Raw genomic sequence first — 16035 nt, 5'->3', positions numbered from 1 at the left:
ACGGCCAAGAAAGGGCAGATACTACTGACCAACTGATCAGTCTGGTCCGGTAGTTGCCAAACTCTCACGACTGGCAAGCCGCGTCCGCACCGGGGTCGGGGTTCGGCTACCCCGCCCGTGGCAGGCGCAACAGCAGGCGAGCGCCGCCCCGCGGGCTGGTGAGCGCCGTAAGGGTGCCGCCGTGGGCGTGAGCGATGTCATTGGCGATGGCGAGGCCGAGACCGGTGCCGCCGTCGTGGCGGGCCCTGGCATCATCCAGCCGGGTGAACCGTTCGAAGACGCGTTCGCGGTCGGCCTCGGGTATACCCGGGCCGTCGTCGTCCACGGCCAGTTCGACCGTGCCGCCTTCGACCGCCACGCCGACCGAGACCGTAGTACGGGTGTGCCGGCGGGCGTTGTCGGCGAGGTTGGTCAGCAGCCGGGACAACTGCACCCGGCTGCCGGTCACGACGGCCACCCCCTCCTGGCCCCCGTCCATCGTGAGCGCGCCCGGGTGGCGGCGTACCTCCTCGGCCGCCAGCGCGCCGAGATCCACCGCCGCGGTGGGCGGCGCCTCCTGGGCGTCGAGCCGGGCGAGCAACAGCAGATCGGAGGCGACGGCCTGGAGCCGGTCGGTGTCCCGCAGCGCCTTGTGCACGGCGGTCGGCCAGTCGGTGCGCGACGGACGGGCCAGAACCAGTTCGAGCTGGGCGCGCACGGCCGCGATGGGGCTGCGCAGTTCATGCGAGGCGTCGGCCACGAACTGACGCTGCCGGGTCATGGCCCGTTGCAGCCGGTCCAGCGTGGCGTTCATGGTCCGGGCCAGCCGGTGGATCTCGTCCCGCGCCCGGGGCACCGGCACCCGGCGGTGCAGAGCGCGCTCGGTGATCTCGGTGAACTCCTGCCGCATCGCGGCCACCGGCCGCAGCGCGCGCCCCACGAGCAGCCAGGTGAGACCCGCCACGAACAGCACAAGACCCGCGGCCGCGGGGGCGGCCTGGCGCAGCAGCAGCCCGGTGGCGCTGTCGAGGGAGGTGGTGGAGGGGCTCACCTTCACGCTGTACGGCTGCCCGGCCCCGAGGGGCTCGGCGAGCTCGGCCGGAGGCGTCGAAAGCCAGGTCGGCTTTGTCGCGGAGGGGTCCGTCGGGGCCACGGGGGTGACCGTCCGGCCGGAGGCGTCCTTGATCGTCACCCCGCCCGGGGCGACGATGAGCGCCCGCTTCGGCATCGTCTGGGTACGCCCCAACTGGCCCTTGATGGCGACGGCGGCCTTCTGGGCGTCCAGGTCGGCGCTGGCGCGGAGGTTGTGCTGAAGGGCCAGCACCAGGGCCAGCATGCACAGCGCGATCGCGAAGGCCACCGTCCCCGCGGCCGCCAGCACGGCCTTGGCCCGCACGCTCAGCCCGGACGTCGGACGACGTGGGCGGCGCGGCGCCGCGTCCGCCGGCTCGTCCTCGTACGCCATGTGCAGCCCCACCGTCTCACCCTCCGTCGCGGGCCAGCAGATAGCCCGCGCCCCGTATCGTGCGGATCGACTTCCGTCCGTACGGCACATCGATCTTCCGGCGCAGGCTCCGGATGTAGACCTCGACCAGATTGGCCCCGCCGTCGTACGCGGTGTCCCAGACGCTCTGCACGATCTCGGACTTGGAGACCACCTGCCCGGCACGGCGCGCGAGGTACTCCAGCACGGCGAACTCCTTGGCCGTGAGCGTGACCTCCTCCGTGCCCCGCGCACAGGCCAACGCCGCGGGCTCCAGCCGCAGATCGCCCATTTCCAGCACCTCGGGCCGGTCCAGCCCGCTGCGCCGCATCAGGGCCCGCACCCGAGCGATCAGGACGACGAAGGAGAACGGCTTGGTCAGATAGTCGTCCGCGCCCACATCGAGCCCATCGGCCTCGTCGTACTCGCCGTCCTTGGCGGTGAGCATCAGGATCGGCGTCCAGTCGCGCTCCTCGCGCAGCCGCGAGCACACCTGGTAGCCGGAGCAGCCGGGGAGCATCACATCCAGCACGATCGCCGCGTATTCGCCGGACCGGGCGAGCGCCAGGCCGCTCGGCCCGTCCGCCGCCGTCTCGATGGTGAAACCCTCCTGCTCCAGACCCTCGGTGAGCAACTCGCGGAGCCGGGCGTCGTCTTCCACCACCAATATGCGCACGCTGTCAGAATGGCATGTGAAAGCTGAGGCTCCGCTGAATCCGGCACCGGGTTCAGCGGGGCCTCAGGTGGTTCAGCGTGGGCTCAGCATCGGTACGCGACGGTGGGTGCGCCGACGGATCAAGGGTCCTTCGGCAGCCAGTTCCACTCCCCGAACGAAGGAGAGCTGTGCCCATGTCCCGTACCCTGCCCCGTGCCTCGGCCGCGAAGCGGCGCGGTGTCGTACTCGCCCTGGCGGCTGGCGCCCTGGCACTGGGGGCCGCGGCCCCCGCCTCGGCCTCCCAGTCCTCCTCGGACTCGGGCTCCGCCGCCAAGGGGAAGACGTCCCACGGCCCGGCCTTCTGTGTGATCCGGGCCGACGACGACAGCGCCACGCCGACCACGCCGACCACGCCGGCCGAGCGGGCCAAGTCGGCCGAGCGGGCTGAGCGGGCCAAGTCGGTCAAGGTGACCGAGGCGGGCAAGGCTGCCGCGGTGTCGAAGGACCTCACCCGCGCGCACGACGACACCTGCATCGTCATCCCCGCCTTCCCGACCGATCCCGGGAAGACCTGCAAGGTCGTGGTGATCAAGCGTGGCACCGGGAAGACGGACTCCATCCCCGCCTTCCCCACGAAGCCGGGCAAGCCCAGCAAGCCGGGCAAGCCGGGGAAGCCCGTGCCCACCAAGCCCGGCAAGCCGGGGAAGCCGGGTAAGACCTGCGTGATCGTCCTGCCCAAGGACGGGCACCGGGCCGCCAAGCCGTCCGATGTCGCGAAGACCGCGGCGGCCGAGGCGATCCGCTCGACCCGCTCCTGATCGATGGGCCGGCCAAGTGGGGGGTCGGCCGCTCCAAGGCCCGGCGCGCATGGCGCGCCGGGCCCTTCCGCGCTGGTGGGCGTAGGACGGGCCGCACGACCCGTGGCTCGTCGGCCAGTTGCTCGCAGGCCGTCGCCAACGGGCCGGAAAGCTCAAATCCTGCTCTGAAACGGCATTGATCTGGGTTCATTACCGTTCAGAAGGACAAAACTGACGGTAATTGAGCAGCTCGGATGCACGTGGATGGACATGGATGGACGGGGGCATTCCGATGTGGGCCATATCCAGACGCCCCGCCTCGGCGGAGCCACAGGCGCTTGACCTCTATGACATCGCCTATCTGGTGGGCGGGCGGCAGTGGGTGATCCAGACCGTCCTGATAGCGCTCCAGGAGCGCGACGCGATCACCCTCCGCCGGTCCCGGATACGGACCACGGCGGGTGAGACCGCCGAGCACCCGGTGGAGCGCGCGCTCATCGAGCTGTGCCCCCGTTTGAAACCGGTGGACCAGGTGGTCACCGCGCTGCTGCGGGGACCCGAGCTGGAGGAGATCCGGCACCGGCTCGCCGCCCGCGGTCTGCTCACCCGTCTCCGGGGCCGCCCCACCCGCACCGGCAGGCGCCGCGTGGAAGCGGCCGTACGGGAAGGGGCGCTCCCCGCGTACGTCTTCTACGGCCCCCTCGTCGTCCCGGAACCGGCGCGGCGCAAGGCCGTCAGCGCGGCGATACCCATCCCGACCGGCGACCCCGCCTACTGGGACCGGAACCTCCTTCTCGCCTATGACCCGGTCTACCCCGACCACGAGTCCTTCTACGAGGCGCACGCATGGGGCGACGACCATGGCGACCATCATGGCGGAAGCCATGGCGGCGACCACGGCGGTGGGCATGGAGGCGACCACGGCGGTGGGCATAGCGGCGACCACGGCGGCGGCCACCACTCCTGCGGTGGTGGTGGCGGTGGTGGCGGCAGCGGCGATTAGGCGGCCGCGCCCGCCTCAGGCGGTGGCCGCCGCCTCCTCATAGGGCGTGGGACAGCCATGTGTGGCGGTCACGGCGGTCAGCAGCACCACCGAGTCCTCCAGCGCCCGCAACCCGTGCCGTTCGTGCGGGATCCCCTGCACCTGGCCCGCGATGAGATCCATCCGGTCACCGCCGCCGGTCAGCCGCACATGCCCGTGCAGCACCTGGAGACTGGCCGCCGGAGGGGCGTTGTGCTCATCGAGCTCGCAGCCGGAGACCATGGCGATCACGCTCTGCCGCAGCGGACCGTCATGCAGGAACAGATGTGCGCTGCGCCCGTGCGGATCGGACTTCGCCTGGTCCAGATGGTGGCGCGCGAGCGTGGTGAGGTCATCCATGAGTGCCCCTCGATCGGTCCGGTCTGATCGTCGGCGGGTTCCCTCAATCCTTACCGGCTAGCGTGGTGAGCGCCAGTTCGCAGCCGCGCCGTGGCACCGTGCCGTGGCATCGCCGTGGAGAGAGGTCCAGCAGCAGTGGCCGACTATCTGACCGTACTGACCACCACCGACACCCCCGAGAAGGCCGAGGCGCTGGCCCGCGGGGCGATCGAGGCCCGGCTGGCGGCCTGTGCGCAGATCAGCCAGCCCGTGACCTCCGTATACCGGTGGGAGGGGACGGTCGAGACGGCGGCCGAGTGGCAGGTGCTGTTCAAGACGACCGCCGCGCGCTACGACGAACTGGAGGCCCATATCCGCGAGGCGCACGACTACGAGACGCCCGAGATCATCGCGACGCCGATCGTGAACGGCGGCGAGGACTACCTGGCGTGGGTGGTGTCGGAGACGACGATCGGCTGAAAGGCGGGGAGACGGCCGGGGCAGGCCGAGCCCAGGGGCCGATGCCCGACCCAGGGGCCGATGCCCGGGACGCCGACTCAGCGGGAGCCGGAGCCGGAGCCGCGCTCCGCCAGCGCCTCCTCGATTCCCCGCTCCCGCGGCCCCAGGAAGTGCGGATCAGGCTCGAACGCCGCGTCCAGGGCCGCCTTGCCCGCCGCCACGACCTCCCGCGTGCCGCCGAAGTACCAGGTCATATCGTGCGGCTCGTCGACCGCGACCCCGTACGCGTCGATGCCCGCCGCCCCGCACAGCGCCAGCGCCCGGCGGACATGGAACCCCTGGCTCACCAGCACCGCCTTGTGCACCCCGAAGATCCGCCGGGCCCGGCTGCACGAGTCCCAGGTGTCGAACCCCGCGAAGTCGCTCACGATCCGCCGGTCCGGGACCCCGCGCTTGACGAGGTATGCGCGCATGGCATCCGGTTCGTCGTAGTCATGGCGGCTGTTGTCCCCCGTGACCAGCAGCGCATGGACCCTGCCGCCCTTGTAGAGCCGTACGGCGGCGTCCAGCCGGTGCGCCAGATACGGCGACGGCTCCCCGTTCCACAGCCCCGCCCCGAAGACCACCCCCACCGGGGCCGAGGGCACATCGGCGACCGTACGGATCCGGTCGTCCGTGCTCAGCCGCAGCCAGGTCGCGGGGAGCAGGGCCAGCACGCAGACGAGGACACCCCCCTGCACCAGCCGCCGCCACCCCCGGCGCGTCCGCGGCAACCGCCCCCGAACCCACCCCAGCATCCGCTCCCCCTCCCGCCTCACCTATCAGCTCGCGCTGTGGGACGCCGGAGAGCGGGATGGCGGTTGCCTTCGGACTACTCGGTGGTTTCCTCCTCTTCGGGCTCCTCGGTCTCCAGGAAGATGTTCGTGTCGAGCTCGAAGTCGAACGGCACGGGGATGGTCAGCGGCTTACCGAACGGGACGGTCATCCGCGCGTGGTACCCGCGGTCCGACGGATCCCAGAATGCCGTGATCTCCTCGGCCTGCATGTCGACCACGAGGTAGACCGGCACATGACGCCCGTAGACCTCGAGCTTCTCCTGCCAGTCGACATCTCGGGTGGAGACGGACGTGAACTCGGCGACGAGGGACAGTGCCTCACTGTCGGCATGTCGTCCCTCAACCCCCCGGAAGGCCTTGCCATCCGCGATGAACAGATCCGGACCGAATGCCCGCTCAACGGAGGGGAAGGTGAAGAGAAAGGGCGAGGTCTCAGCGATGTGCCCCTTGGGCGCATGGGGCTCCAGCCGCAGCCGAAGTTCCCGCATGGGCCACAGGTATGGCAGCCTCGACCACGGCGACACGACGATCTTCCCCCTGATGAGTTCGGCCTTGTAGCCGTCCGGCGTATCCAGTTCCTCCGTGGCCCGGAGCAGTTCCTCGAACCCCTTCACGGGCTCCTCTCGGGGCTGCTCGGCTGCCGGTGTGTTTTCTGTGGTCATCGGCCGCTCCAATATCGCGGTCACCGCGTCCTCCATCTGCTACGGAGCGTACTGTTTCGCTCACCGTGGCGACGGCCTTCCGGCGGTATCCGTCTTTCGTTCGCAGTACCCCCACAAGGGTGATGTATCCGCTCCCGCATAGCCTTGACCAGCCATCCCGTACCGCCGAAAACCAGCAGGTGATCCCCGTCATGCCCCCGATTCCCACCGCAGAGCTCCATCTCCATATCGAGGGCACCCTGGAGCCCGATCTGGCCTTCGCGCTGGCCGGGCGCAATGGGGTCGAGCTGCCGTTCGCCACGCGGGAGGAGCTGCGGGCCGCGTACTCCTTCGGGGGCCTTCAGGACTTCCTGAACCTCTACTACGCGCTGATGACCGTGCTGCGCACCGAGGACGACTTCGCCGATCTCACCGACGCGTATCTCGCCCGCGCCCGTGCGCAGGGGGTGCGCCATGCGGAGATCTTCTTCGATCCGCAGGCGCACACCGCGCGCGGTGTGGAGATCGACACGGTGATCCGTGGGATCGGCCGCGCGCTGGACGCGGCGCCGCGGACGTACGGCATCACCACGCGCCTGATCATGTGCTTTCTGCGCGACGAGAGCGCCGAGTCGGCCCTGGCGACCTTCGAGGCGGCCCGCCCCCACCTGGACCGGATCGCCGCCGTCGGGCTGGACTCGGCGGAGGTCGGGCATCCGCCGTCGAAGTTCCGCGAGGTGTACGCGCTGGCGCGGGAGGCGGGGCTGAAGTGCGTCGCGCACGCGGGGGAGGAGGGGCCGCCCGCGTATGTGTGGGAGGCGCTGGACGTCCTCGGCGTGGACCGCGTCGACCACGGGGTGCGGAGCCTGGAGGACGAGGCGCTGGTGGCCCGGCTGGTCGCGGACCGGACCCCGTTGACCGTCTGCCCCCTGTCGAACGTCCGGCTGCGCGTCGTGGACCGCCTTCAGGACCATCCGCTGCCCGCGATGCTGGACGCCGGTCTGCTGGTGACCGTCAACTCCGACGACCCCGCCTACTTCGGCGGCTACGTGGGCGACAACTACACCGCCGTACGGGACGCGCTCGGCCTCGACGAGGCCACTCTGCGCACCCTGGCCCGCAACTCCTTCCAGGCCGCCTTCCTGGACGAGGAGACGCGGGCGGCGTACCTGAAGGAGGTCGAGGGCTGGGCCCGCTGAGACCCCAGTGCGCGGGGTTCCGGTGCGCGATCAGCCCTCGGACAGCTCCAGCCGTACCGCGCACACCTTGAACTCCGGCATTCGCGAGACCGGGTCCAGCGCCGGGTTCGTCACCGTGTTGGCCCGCCCCGGCCCCGCCCAGTGGAACGGCATGAACACCGTGTCCGGCCGGATGTCCCGGCTGATACGCGCCGGGGCCACGGCGCGGCCGCGCCGGGAGACCACCGCGATCGGTGCCCCCTCGACCGCCCCCAGCCGCTCCGCGAGCCGCGGATGGAGCTGGACGTAGGGGCCGGGCGCGGCCTCGTTGAGCTCGGCGACGCGCCGGGTCTGGGCGCCGGACTGGTATTGGGCCAGCACCCGGCCCGTCGTCAGCAGCACGGGGTACTCGGCGTCCGGCTCCTCGGCCGCCGGGCGGTGGCCGACCGGGGCGAAGCGGGCCCGCCCGTCGTCGGTGGCGAAGCGGTCGAGGAAGAGCCGTGGCGTACCGGGGTGCGGACCTCCGGCCCGCCCGGCACCCCCGGAGCCGGTCCCCTTCGCGCCGTCGGGGTCGGCCCGCTCCGCGCCCTGGGCCCGCTCCGCGCCCTCGGGGTCGGCCGACTCCGCGGCCACGGAGTCGGCTCTCCCCGCGCCCTCGGAGCCGTCCGCCTCCGTCCCCTCCGCCCCCATCGCCCCCTCCGTCCGCTCCGTCCGCTCCGGACAGGGCCAGAAAACCCCGTCCTCCTCCGCGATCCTCCGGTATGTGATGCCCGAGTAGTCCGCCGGGCCCCCGGCCGACGCCCGCCGCAGCTCCTCGAAGACCTCCTCCGCGTCGGCCGGGAACCCCTTCTCCCAGCCGAGCCGGGCCGCGAGCCCGCCCAGTACCTGGAGATCCGTCCGGACGCCCGGCGGCGGGGTGAGGGCCGCGCGGCGGAGGACGACCCGGCCCTCCAGGTTGGTCATGGTCCCGGTCTCCTCGGCCCATTGGGCCACCGGCAGGACCACATCGGCGAGCGCGGCGGTCTCCGAGAGCACGACATCGGCGACGGCCAGGAAGTCCAGCGACCGCAGCCGGGACTCCACATGGGCCGCGCGCGGGGCGGAGACCAGCGGGTTGGAGCCCATCAGCAGCAGCGCCCGGACGTCCCCTCCGAGCGCGTCCAGGAGCTGGTACGCGCTGCGCCCCGGCCCGGGGAGGGCGTCCGGCTCGACGCCCCATACGGCCGCCACATGGGCGCGTGCGGCCGGGTCGTCCAGCTTGCGGTAGCCGGGCAGCTGATCGGCCTTCTGGCCGTGTTCGCGGCCGCCTTGGCCGTTGCCCTGGCCGGTCAGGCAGCCGTAGCCGGACAGCGGGCGGCCCGCGCGGCCGGTGGCCAGGCACAGGTTGATCCACGCGCCGACGGTGTCGGTGCCCTTGGACTGCTGCTCGGGGCCCCGGGCCGTCAGCACCATGGAGTTCTCGGCGCCGCAGAACATCGTGACGGCCTTACGGAGCTCAGGAACCGGTACGCCCGTGATCCGCTCCACCAGCTCCGGCCAGTGGGCCATCGCGGCGGCCCGCGCCTCGGGCCAGCCGCTGGTGCGCCGTTCGACGAACTCCTCGTCCACCCGGCCCTCCGCGACCACCAGGTGCAGCAGCCCCAGCGCGAGCGCGAGATCGGTGCCGGGGCGCGGCGCCAGATGCAGATCCGCCTGCTCCGCCGTACGGGTCCGCCGGGGATCGACCACGATCAGCCGACCGCCCGCCTCCTTCAGCTCGGTCAGATGGCGCAGCGCGGGCGGCATGGTCTCGGCCAGGTTCGAGCCGACGAGGACGACGCATCCGGTGCGGGCCACGTCCGCCAGCGGGAACGGCAGCCCTCGGTCAAGACCGAAGGCCCGCTGATGGGCGGCGGCGGCCGAGGACATGCAGAACCGGCCGTTGTAGTCGATCTGCGAGGTGCCGAGCACCACCCGGGCGAACTTCCCCAGCGCGTACGCCTTCTCGTTGGTCAGCCCGCCGCCGCCGAAGACCCCCACCGCGTCGCGGCCGTACGCCCGGCCGGTGGCCGCCAGGCCCTCGGCGATCCGGTCGAGGGCCTCCTCCCAGGTGGCCGGTTCGAGCCGGCCGGAGTCAGGGCGGCGGACCAGCGGCTCGGTCAGACGCACCCGGGAGGAGAGCACGGCGGGCGCGGTGCGGCCCTTACCGCACAGCGCGCCACGGTTGACGGGGAACGCGGTGCGCTCGACGACCTCGACACCGACCGGCCCGCCGTCCGGCACCACCGGGCGCAGCGCCATACCGCACTGGAGCGAACAGTAAGGGCAGTGCGTGTCGACGGGGTCGGAGGCGGGGGAGTGCTCCCCGGGGACGTACGCCATGCCCAGGAGCGTGCTACGGCCGTGTTACGGCGCGCGTCACCTCGGATTACGCCTGCGGGGCGCGGACCTCAGCGCGGGGCCCGGCGGCCGGTGAAATCGGCGCAACCACCTGTCACGGCGGCGCAACGGCGGTGCAATCTGCCGCTGCCAGGCTCTGGCCATGACGCTCGACCCTGGTCCCCTTGGTCTCTCCGGTCCCCTTCGCCCCGACAGCGGGGCGGCCTTCGACGGCGCGGCAGGCTTGGACGGTAAGGCGGGCTTCGACGGTACGGCGGACTTCGACAGCGCCCAGCGGCTCATGACCCGGTTCACCGCACAGCTCACCACCCAGCTCGACCGGCTGGGCGCCCACGGCGTCCGCCGGGGTCGCCGCGACTGCCCGCCGACGCTCGTCGCCGTCGCCCATGGCAGCCGGGACCCCGAGGCGCTGAGCACCGTGACCGCCCTCCTGGACCGCGTCCGCGCGCTCCGCCCCGGGCTGCCCGTACGCCTCGGCCATATCGAGCTCAACCAGCCGCTGCTGAGCGACACGCTGGCCGCGCTGCGCGGCGAGGTGGTGCTCGTCCCGCTGCTGCTGAGCCGCGGCTACCACATCAAACAGGACATCCCGGACGCGGTCGCCGCCGCGCCCCACCTCACCGCCCGGATCGCCGCTCCGCTCGGCCCCGACCCGCTGCTCGCCGAGGCGCTGGACGCCCGGTTGGCCGAGGCGGGGTGGCGGGCCGCGGCCCCGTACCGCGCGGCTCCTCACCGAGCGGCCCCGCACCGGGCCGGCGTCGTCCTGGCCGCCGCGGGCTCCCGCGACCCGGACGCGGCCGCCGACACGGCCCGGACCGCCGCCCTGCTCGGCGCCCGGCTCGGCGGTGTGCCCGTGCTGCCCGGCTACGCCTCCGGCTCCGGCCCCACCGTGCCCGAGGCCGTACGGGCGCTGGCCGCGCTCGGCCGTGACCGGATCGCGGTGGCCTCCTACTTCACCGCGCCCGGCCGCTTCGCCACCCAGTGCGCGAACGCCGCCCCCGGTGTCGCCGCCGCCCCGCTCGGCGCCCACCCGGCGGTGGCGCGGCTCGTGCTCCGCCGCTACGAACAGGCCCTCGCCTCTGCGCCCCTGCCACACCCGGCGGCTACCGTCGGGGTATGAGCCCCAGCGCGCCCCCTGAACCCGATCCGGCCCCTTGGGCCGGTGCCCCCGAGGCCGACACCCGCCGCGTCCCCGGCTACGCCGCGGCGGACCTCGAGCGCTGGGCGCCCGAGCCCGACAAGCGACCGGGCCGGACCGCCTTCCAGCGGGACCGGGCGCGGGTGCTGCACTCCGCCGCGCTGCGCCGACTGGCCGGGAAGACCCAGGTGGTGCCCGCCGCACCGGCCGCCGACCCCGGACCGGCCGGGCGCGCCCCGGCCTTCGACGGCACGCCCCGCACCCGGCTGACCCACTCCCTTGAGTGCGCCCAGGTGGGCCGTGAGCTGGGGGCCGCGCTCGGCTGCGACCCGGATCTGGTGGAGATGGCCTGCCTCGCCCATGACCTCGGCCATCCGCCGTTCGGGCACAACGGCGAGCGGGTGCTCAACGAGATCGCCGAGCCCTGCGGCGGCTTCGAGGGGAACGCGCAGTCGCTGCGGCTGCTGGCCCGGCTCGAACCGAAGCGGTTCGTGCCCGACCGGAAGACCGGCGAGCCGGTGAGCGTCGGCCTCAACCTCACGCGCGCCGCGCTGGACGCCGCCACCAAGTACCCCTGGCCGCGCGGCGGCCATCCGCACAGCCCCGGCTCCCCGAAGTTCGGGGTCTACGAGGACGACATCCCGATCTTCGAGTGGTACCGGCAGGGCGCCCCCGAGGGCCGTACGACCTTCGAGGCCCAGGTCATGGACTGGTCCGACGATGTCGCCTACTCCGTCCACGATGTCGAGGACGGGCTGCACGCGGGCCATCTGGACCCCGCGAGCCTGCTCTCCGGGCCCGAGCGCCGCGAGGTCTTCGCCGTCGCCGCGGACCGCTACGCCCCCGGGGCCGAGCCCGGGGAGCTGGCCGAGGCGCTGGACCGGCTGCTGGGCCAGGAGTGGTGGCCGCACGGCTATGACGGCTCGTCCGTCGCCCAGGCCCGTCTCAAGGACGCCACCAGCCAGCTCATCGGCCGCTTCTGCCTGGCCGCCGAGGGCGCCACCCGTGCGGCGTACGGCACCGGCCGCTTCACCCGCTACCACGCCGAGCTGGTCGTGCCGCGCGCCATCCACCTGGAGTGCGCGGTCCTCAAGGCGGTCGCCGACCGGTACGTCATCCAGCGCGCCGACCAGGAGCTGCTCCGGGCCGATCAGCGCGTGGTCATCGCCGAGCTGGGCGCCGCCCTGATCGCCCGCGCCCCCGACGGCCTGGACCCCCAGTTCCGGGGCCTCTTCGACGCGGCCGGGGACGACCGCGGCCGGCTGCGGTCGATCGTCGACCAGATCGCCTCCCTGACCGACACCTCGGCCCGGGGGCTGCACGCCCGGCTCACCGCCTGAAGCACCGCCCGCCTGAAGCATCGCCCGCCGGACGCGGTTTCCGTGCACACATACGGCCTACCGGCCCTTCCCGACGCACGCCCGGTGCGGGAGGCTCCCCTTTGACACAGCGTTCGGTACGGCTTTCGGTATTCGGTATACGGTCCAGCACCGTCCGGCACAGCGTTTCCGCTCAGGTTTCCGCACAGCTTCCGGGGCGGTGACGGCACGACCTGATGTGACCGGGGTAAGGCACTGATAGCGGAACTGCTCGGCACCGCTCGGCAGCGAGGAGGACACAAGTGGTCGACGCACACCAGACATTCGTCATTGTCGGAGGGGGCCTGGCCGGGGCGAAAGCCGCGGAAACCCTTCGAGCGGAGGGATTCACCGGGCGGGTGATCCTCATCTGTGACGAGCGCGACCACCCCTATGAACGGCCCCCGCTGTCCAAGGGCTTCCTCACCGGCAGCCAGGAGCGCGACAGCGTCTTCGTCCACGAGCCCGCCTGGTACGCCCAGTCCGATATCGAGCTCCACCTCGGCCTGCCCGCCGTCCACCTGGACCGCGCGGCCAAGGCCGTCACCCTGGGCGACGGCGCCCGGGTCCACTACGACCGGCTGCTGCTGGCCACCGGCGCCGAGCCGCGCCGCCTCGACATCCCCGGCACCGATCTGGCCGGGGTCCACCATCTGCGCCGGCTCGCCCACGCCGAGCGGCTGAAGGGCGTCCTCACCGCCCTCGGCCGGGACAACGGCCAGCTGGTCATCGCGGGCGCGGGCTGGATCGGCCTGGAGGTCGCGGCCGCCGCCCGCGGCTACGGCGCCGAGGTGACCATCGTCGAGCCCGAGCCCACCCCGCTCCACCCCGTCCTCGGCCCCGAGCTGGGCGCCCTCTTCGCCGACCTCCACGGTGAGCACGGCGTCCGCTTCCACTTCGGCGCCCGCCTCACCGAGATCACCGGCCAGGACGGCATGGTGCTGGCCGCCCTCACCGACGACGGCGAGGAGCACCCCGCCCACAGCGTGCTGGCCGCCATCGGCGCCGCCCCGCGCACCGCCCTCGCCGAGGCCGCGGGTCTGGAGGTGGTGGACCGCGCGGCGGGCGGCGGTATCGCGGTCGACGCCTCGCTGCGCACCAGCGATCCGGACATCTTCGCGGCGGGCGACGCGGCCTCCGCCCCGCTCGCGTTCCTCGAGGGCACCCCCGTACGGGCCGCACTCCCGCCGAGCGCGCGGCTGCGCGTCGAGCACTGGGCCAACGCCCTCAACGGCGGCCCGGCGGCGGCTCGCGCCATGCTCGGCCAGGACGTCGCGTACGACCGGGTGCCGTACTTCTTCTCCGACCAGTACGACGTCGGCCTGGAGTACTCCGGCTACGCCCCGCCCGGCTCGTACGACCAGGTGCTGGTGCGCGGCGACGTCGGCAAGCGGCAGTTCATCGCCTTCTGGCTGAACGACGGCCGGCTGCTCGCGGGCATGAACGTCAACGTCTGGGACGTCACCGAATCGATCCAACGGCTCATCCGCGGCGGCCACCAGCTCGACCCGGCGGCCCTGGCCGACCCGTCCGTCCCGCTGAACTCGCTGCTCACGTAGTTGCCTGGCGCGCATTCGCCGGGGTCCGGCAGGCGGCGGATGGCCATGTCGGACCCCGGCCGTAGAATTCGGGCGTGGCAGGCAGGATCAACGATGACGACGTGAAGGCGGTGCGGGCAGCGGTCCCGATCGACGCCGTCGTATCCGAATACCTCCAGCTGCGTAACGCGGGCGGTGGCAATCTCAAGGGCCTGTGCCCCTTCCATGACGAGAAGAGCCCGTCCTTCCAGGTCAGCCCCAGCAAGGGGCTCTACTACTGCTTCGGCTGCCAGGAGGGCGGCGACACGGTCGACTTCATCATGAAGATCGACCACCTCTCCTTCGCCGAGACCATCGAGCGGCTGGCCTCCCAGGCCGGGATCACCCTGCGCTACGAGGAGGGTGGCTACACCCCCGGCCGCCAGCAGGGCGAGCGCACCCGGCTGGTCGAGGCCCACAAGGCGGCCGCGCAGTTCTACATCGAGCAGCTGGACGGCCCCGAGGCGGAGATCGGCCGCACCTTCCTGGCCCAGCGCGGCTTCGACCAGGCCGCGGCGCAGCACTTCGGCGTCGGCTACAGCCCGGCCGGCTGGGACCACCTCGTCCGCTATCTGCGCGGCCGTGGCTTCACCGACAAGGAGCTGATCCTCTCCGGGCTCGTCCAGGAGGGCCGCCGCGGTCCCATCGACCGCTTCCGGGGCCGGCTGATGTGGCCGATCCGGGACATCTCCGGTGAGGTCGTCGGCTTCGGCGCCCGCAAGCTGCGCGACGATGACAACGGCCCGAAGTACCTCAACACCCCCGAGACCCCGCTCTACCGGAAGTCCCAGGTCCTCTACGGCATCGACCTCGCCAAGAAGGAGATCGCCAAGAGCAGCCGGGCGGTGGTGGTCGAGGGCTATACGGACGTCATGGCCTGCCATCTCGCGGGCGTCACCACCGCCATCGCCACCTGCGGCACCTCCTTCGGCGGCGATCACATCAAGATCCTCCGCCGGCTGCTGATGGACAACTCCGGGGCGGAGGTCGTCTTCACCTTCGACGGCGACGCGGCCGGGCAGAAGGCCGCGCTGCGCGCCTTCGAGGACGACCAGCGGTTCGCCGCCGAGACCTCCATCGCGATCACCCCCGACGGGATGGACCCGTGCGAACTCCGCCTGGCCCGCGGTGACGAGGCCGTGGCGGACCTGGTCGAAAGCCGCACCCCGCTGTTCGCCTTCGCGCTGAAGTCGATCGTCTCCCGCTACAACCTGGACACCGAGGAGGGGCGGATCGCCGCGGTCGACGAGGCGGTGCCGGTCGTCGCGGCGATCAAGAACCCGGGGCTGCGGGACCGCTATGCGATCCGGCTGATCGGGATGGTCGGCATCGCCACCCAGGCCGAGGAGCAGTCGATCATCCGCCGGGTGCGCGGGCTGGCCCGCAGCAGGCAGAACGGCGGCCCGGAGCACGGTGGCCGCGGCGATCAGCGGGGCGGCGGCCCGGGGGGATCCCGGTACGGCGGCCGCGGTGACCAGCGCGGCGGCGGCCCCGGCGGTCCGGCTGGTCCCGGTGGGCCCGGAGGACCTGGCGCGGCCGGTGCGCCGCCGGTCCCGCGAGGTCCGGCGCTGAATCTGCGCAGCCCCGCCCACCGCGTCGAGCGCGAGCTGCTCAAGCTGGCGCTGCAACACCCCCAGCTGGTCTCCCCGGCCTTCGACGCCTACGGCATCGACGAGTTCACCGCCCCGCCGTACGCGGCGGTGCGCCGCGCCATCGAGGACGCGGGCGGCGCGGCCGCGGCGGACGCCGACTATCTCGCCCGGGTCCGGGAGGCGGCGCCCGACGACACGGTCCGGGCCATGGTCACCGAGCTCGCCGTCGAGCCGCCGCACACCCGCCGCGACCCGGACGAGATCTACGCGGGCGTGCAGTTGGTGGCCGTACGGCTGGCCGCGGTGAACCACCGCGTGACCGAGGTGCGGGGCGCCCTCCAGCGCCTGGGGCAGCACGCGGACCCCGCCCACCTCGCCGCCGTGCAGAACGAGCTGTGGGTGCTCCAGCAGTACGGCCAGTCGCTCCGGGACCGGGGCGCGGCGGCGCTGTAGGGAAAGCGGGTGCTCAGGGAGTCCGGGGCCGCACCGGACCGGTGAGTGCGGCACGGGGCCGGTGGATGGGTTCCGGCCAGCCCGTTCGTGGGTCGGCGGGCGGACCGTAGGGGTCGCTGTAGCCGCCGGGTAGTCGTACGGTCACGGCCC

At 72.7% G+C, this 16035-nt stretch carries 14 protein-coding genes; 8 read left to right on the top strand and 6 right to left on the bottom strand.

The features are described 5' to 3' along the window. Positions 1-106: 106 nt before the first annotated feature. Both AB0E24_RS15410 and AB0E24_RS15405 read right to left on the bottom strand, forming a co-directional pair. A complete protein-coding gene (locus AB0E24_RS15410) occupies positions 107-1456 on the bottom strand; it encodes a sensor histidine kinase (RefSeq protein WP_359377350.1) in 1350 nt (449 codons plus the stop codon). 4 nt (positions 1457-1460) lie between these two features. Beyond that, positions 1461-2138, bottom strand: coding sequence for a response regulator transcription factor (locus AB0E24_RS15405; RefSeq protein ID WP_069866088.1), 678 nt, complete (start codon positions 2136-2138; stop codon positions 1461-1463). Positions 2139-2311: 173 nt separating this feature from the next. On the opposite strand from AB0E24_RS15405, the gene AB0E24_RS15400 reads away from it, so the two are divergent. Both AB0E24_RS15400 and AB0E24_RS15395 read left to right on the top strand, forming a co-directional pair. Then, positions 2312-2935: a hypothetical protein gene (locus AB0E24_RS15400; protein ID WP_359377347.1), complete on the top strand. Its 624-nt coding sequence runs from the start codon at positions 2312-2314 to the stop codon at positions 2933-2935. Positions 2936-3188: 253 nt separating this feature from the next. Then, positions 3189-3917, top strand: coding sequence for a TIGR04222 domain-containing membrane protein (locus tag AB0E24_RS15395; protein ID WP_359377344.1), 729 nt, complete (start codon positions 3189-3191; stop codon positions 3915-3917). Between the two features lie 15 nt (positions 3918-3932). Here the strand turns inward: AB0E24_RS15395 and AB0E24_RS15390 are convergent, their stop codons facing one another. Continuing rightward, the gene (locus tag AB0E24_RS15390; protein ID WP_079257534.1) at positions 3933-4295 is read right to left on the bottom strand and encodes a cupin domain-containing protein; all 363 of its coding nucleotides are present in this window, start codon (positions 4293-4295) and stop codon (positions 3933-3935) included. Between the two features lie 135 nt (positions 4296-4430). On the opposite strand from AB0E24_RS15390, the gene cutA reads away from it, so the two are divergent. After that, positions 4431-4754 carry a divalent-cation tolerance protein CutA gene (gene cutA / locus AB0E24_RS15385; protein ID WP_069866094.1) on the top strand — a complete coding sequence of 108 codons (324 nt, stop codon included), beginning with the start codon at positions 4431-4433 and terminating at the stop codon, positions 4752-4754. Positions 4755-4831: 77 nt separating this feature from the next. Here the strand turns inward: cutA and AB0E24_RS15380 are convergent, their stop codons facing one another. After that, positions 4832-5530: a SanA/YdcF family protein gene (locus AB0E24_RS15380; protein ID WP_069866096.1), complete on the bottom strand. Its 699-nt coding sequence runs from the start codon at positions 5528-5530 to the stop codon at positions 4832-4834. Between the two features lie 74 nt (positions 5531-5604). Next, positions 5605-6267 (bottom strand): Uma2 family endonuclease, encoded by a 663-nt coding sequence (locus tag AB0E24_RS15375; protein WP_359377340.1) that lies wholly within the window; start codon positions 6265-6267, stop codon positions 5605-5607. 155 nt (positions 6268-6422) lie between these two features. Between AB0E24_RS15375 and AB0E24_RS15370 the strand changes: the two genes are divergently transcribed. Next, entirely contained in the window at positions 6423-7409 is a 987-nt protein-coding gene (locus AB0E24_RS15370) for an adenosine deaminase (RefSeq protein WP_359377338.1), read from the top strand. A 30-nt stretch (positions 7410-7439) separates the two neighbouring features. Here the strand turns inward: AB0E24_RS15370 and AB0E24_RS15365 are convergent, their stop codons facing one another. Beyond that, positions 7440-9749, bottom strand: coding sequence for a molybdopterin oxidoreductase family protein (locus tag AB0E24_RS15365; RefSeq protein ID WP_359377335.1), 2310 nt, complete (start codon positions 9747-9749; stop codon positions 7440-7442). Between the two features lie 298 nt (positions 9750-10047). Between AB0E24_RS15365 and AB0E24_RS15360 the strand changes: the two genes are divergently transcribed. The 4 genes from AB0E24_RS15360 to dnaG all read left to right on the top strand — a co-directional run bounded on the left by AB0E24_RS15360 (position 10048) and on the right by dnaG (position 15885). Continuing rightward, positions 10048-10887, top strand: a complete 840-nt coding sequence (locus AB0E24_RS15360) for a sirohydrochlorin chelatase (RefSeq protein WP_359377592.1) — start codon at positions 10048-10050, stop codon at positions 10885-10887. Beyond that, the gene (locus AB0E24_RS15355; protein ID WP_079257530.1) at positions 10884-12245 is read left to right on the top strand and encodes a deoxyguanosinetriphosphate triphosphohydrolase; all 1362 of its coding nucleotides are present in this window, start codon (positions 10884-10886) and stop codon (positions 12243-12245) included. Before AB0E24_RS15360 ends, AB0E24_RS15355 begins: the two co-directional genes overlap by 4 nt. Before the next feature lie 281 nt (positions 12246-12526). Continuing rightward, a complete protein-coding gene (locus AB0E24_RS15350) occupies positions 12527-13822 on the top strand; it encodes an NAD(P)/FAD-dependent oxidoreductase (RefSeq protein ID WP_069866104.1) in 1296 nt (431 codons plus the stop codon). A 74-nt stretch (positions 13823-13896) separates the two neighbouring features. After that, positions 13897-15885 (top strand): DNA primase, encoded by a 1989-nt coding sequence (dnaG, locus tag AB0E24_RS15345; protein WP_069866106.1) that lies wholly within the window; start codon positions 13897-13899, stop codon positions 15883-15885. Positions 15886-16035: the final 150 nt, after the last annotated feature.

Origin of the sequence: Streptomyces malaysiensis subsp. malaysiensis, assembly GCF_040653035.1 — a bacterium.
Taxonomy (GTDB): domain Bacteria; phylum Actinomycetota; class Actinomycetes; order Streptomycetales; family Streptomycetaceae; genus Streptomyces; species Streptomyces malaysiensis.
This window is presented reverse-complemented; position numbering and strand designations above follow the sequence as displayed.

What these genes read in the sequence shown, in the direction of transcription:
- AB0E24_RS15375 (WP_359377340.1), bottom strand. Translation starts at nt 6,267, where the DNA reads ATGGAGGACGCGGTGACCGCGATATTGGAGCGGCCGATGACCACAGAA.
- AB0E24_RS15365 (WP_359377335.1), bottom strand. Translation starts at nt 9,749, where the DNA reads ATGGCGTACGTCCCCGGGGAGCACTCCCCCGCCTCCGACCCCGTCGAC.
- AB0E24_RS15370 (WP_359377338.1), top strand. Translation starts at nt 6,423, where the DNA reads ATGCCCCCGATTCCCACCGCAGAGCTCCATCTCCATATCGAGGGCACC.
- AB0E24_RS15390 (WP_079257534.1), bottom strand. Translation starts at nt 4,295, where the DNA reads ATGGATGACCTCACCACGCTCGCGCGCCACCATCTGGACCAGGCGAAG.
- AB0E24_RS15380 (WP_069866096.1), bottom strand. Translation starts at nt 5,530, where the DNA reads ATGCTGGGGTGGGTTCGGGGGCGGTTGCCGCGGACGCGCCGGGGGTGG.
- AB0E24_RS15360 (WP_359377592.1), top strand. Translation starts at nt 10,048, where the DNA reads ATGACCCGGTTCACCGCACAGCTCACCACCCAGCTCGACCGGCTGGGC.
- AB0E24_RS15400 (WP_359377347.1), top strand. Translation starts at nt 2,312, where the DNA reads ATGTCCCGTACCCTGCCCCGTGCCTCGGCCGCGAAGCGGCGCGGTGTC.
- AB0E24_RS15355 (WP_079257530.1), top strand. Translation starts at nt 10,884, where the DNA reads ATGAGCCCCAGCGCGCCCCCTGAACCCGATCCGGCCCCTTGGGCCGGT.
- AB0E24_RS15395 (WP_359377344.1), top strand. Translation starts at nt 3,189, where the DNA reads ATGGACGGGGGCATTCCGATGTGGGCCATATCCAGACGCCCCGCCTCG.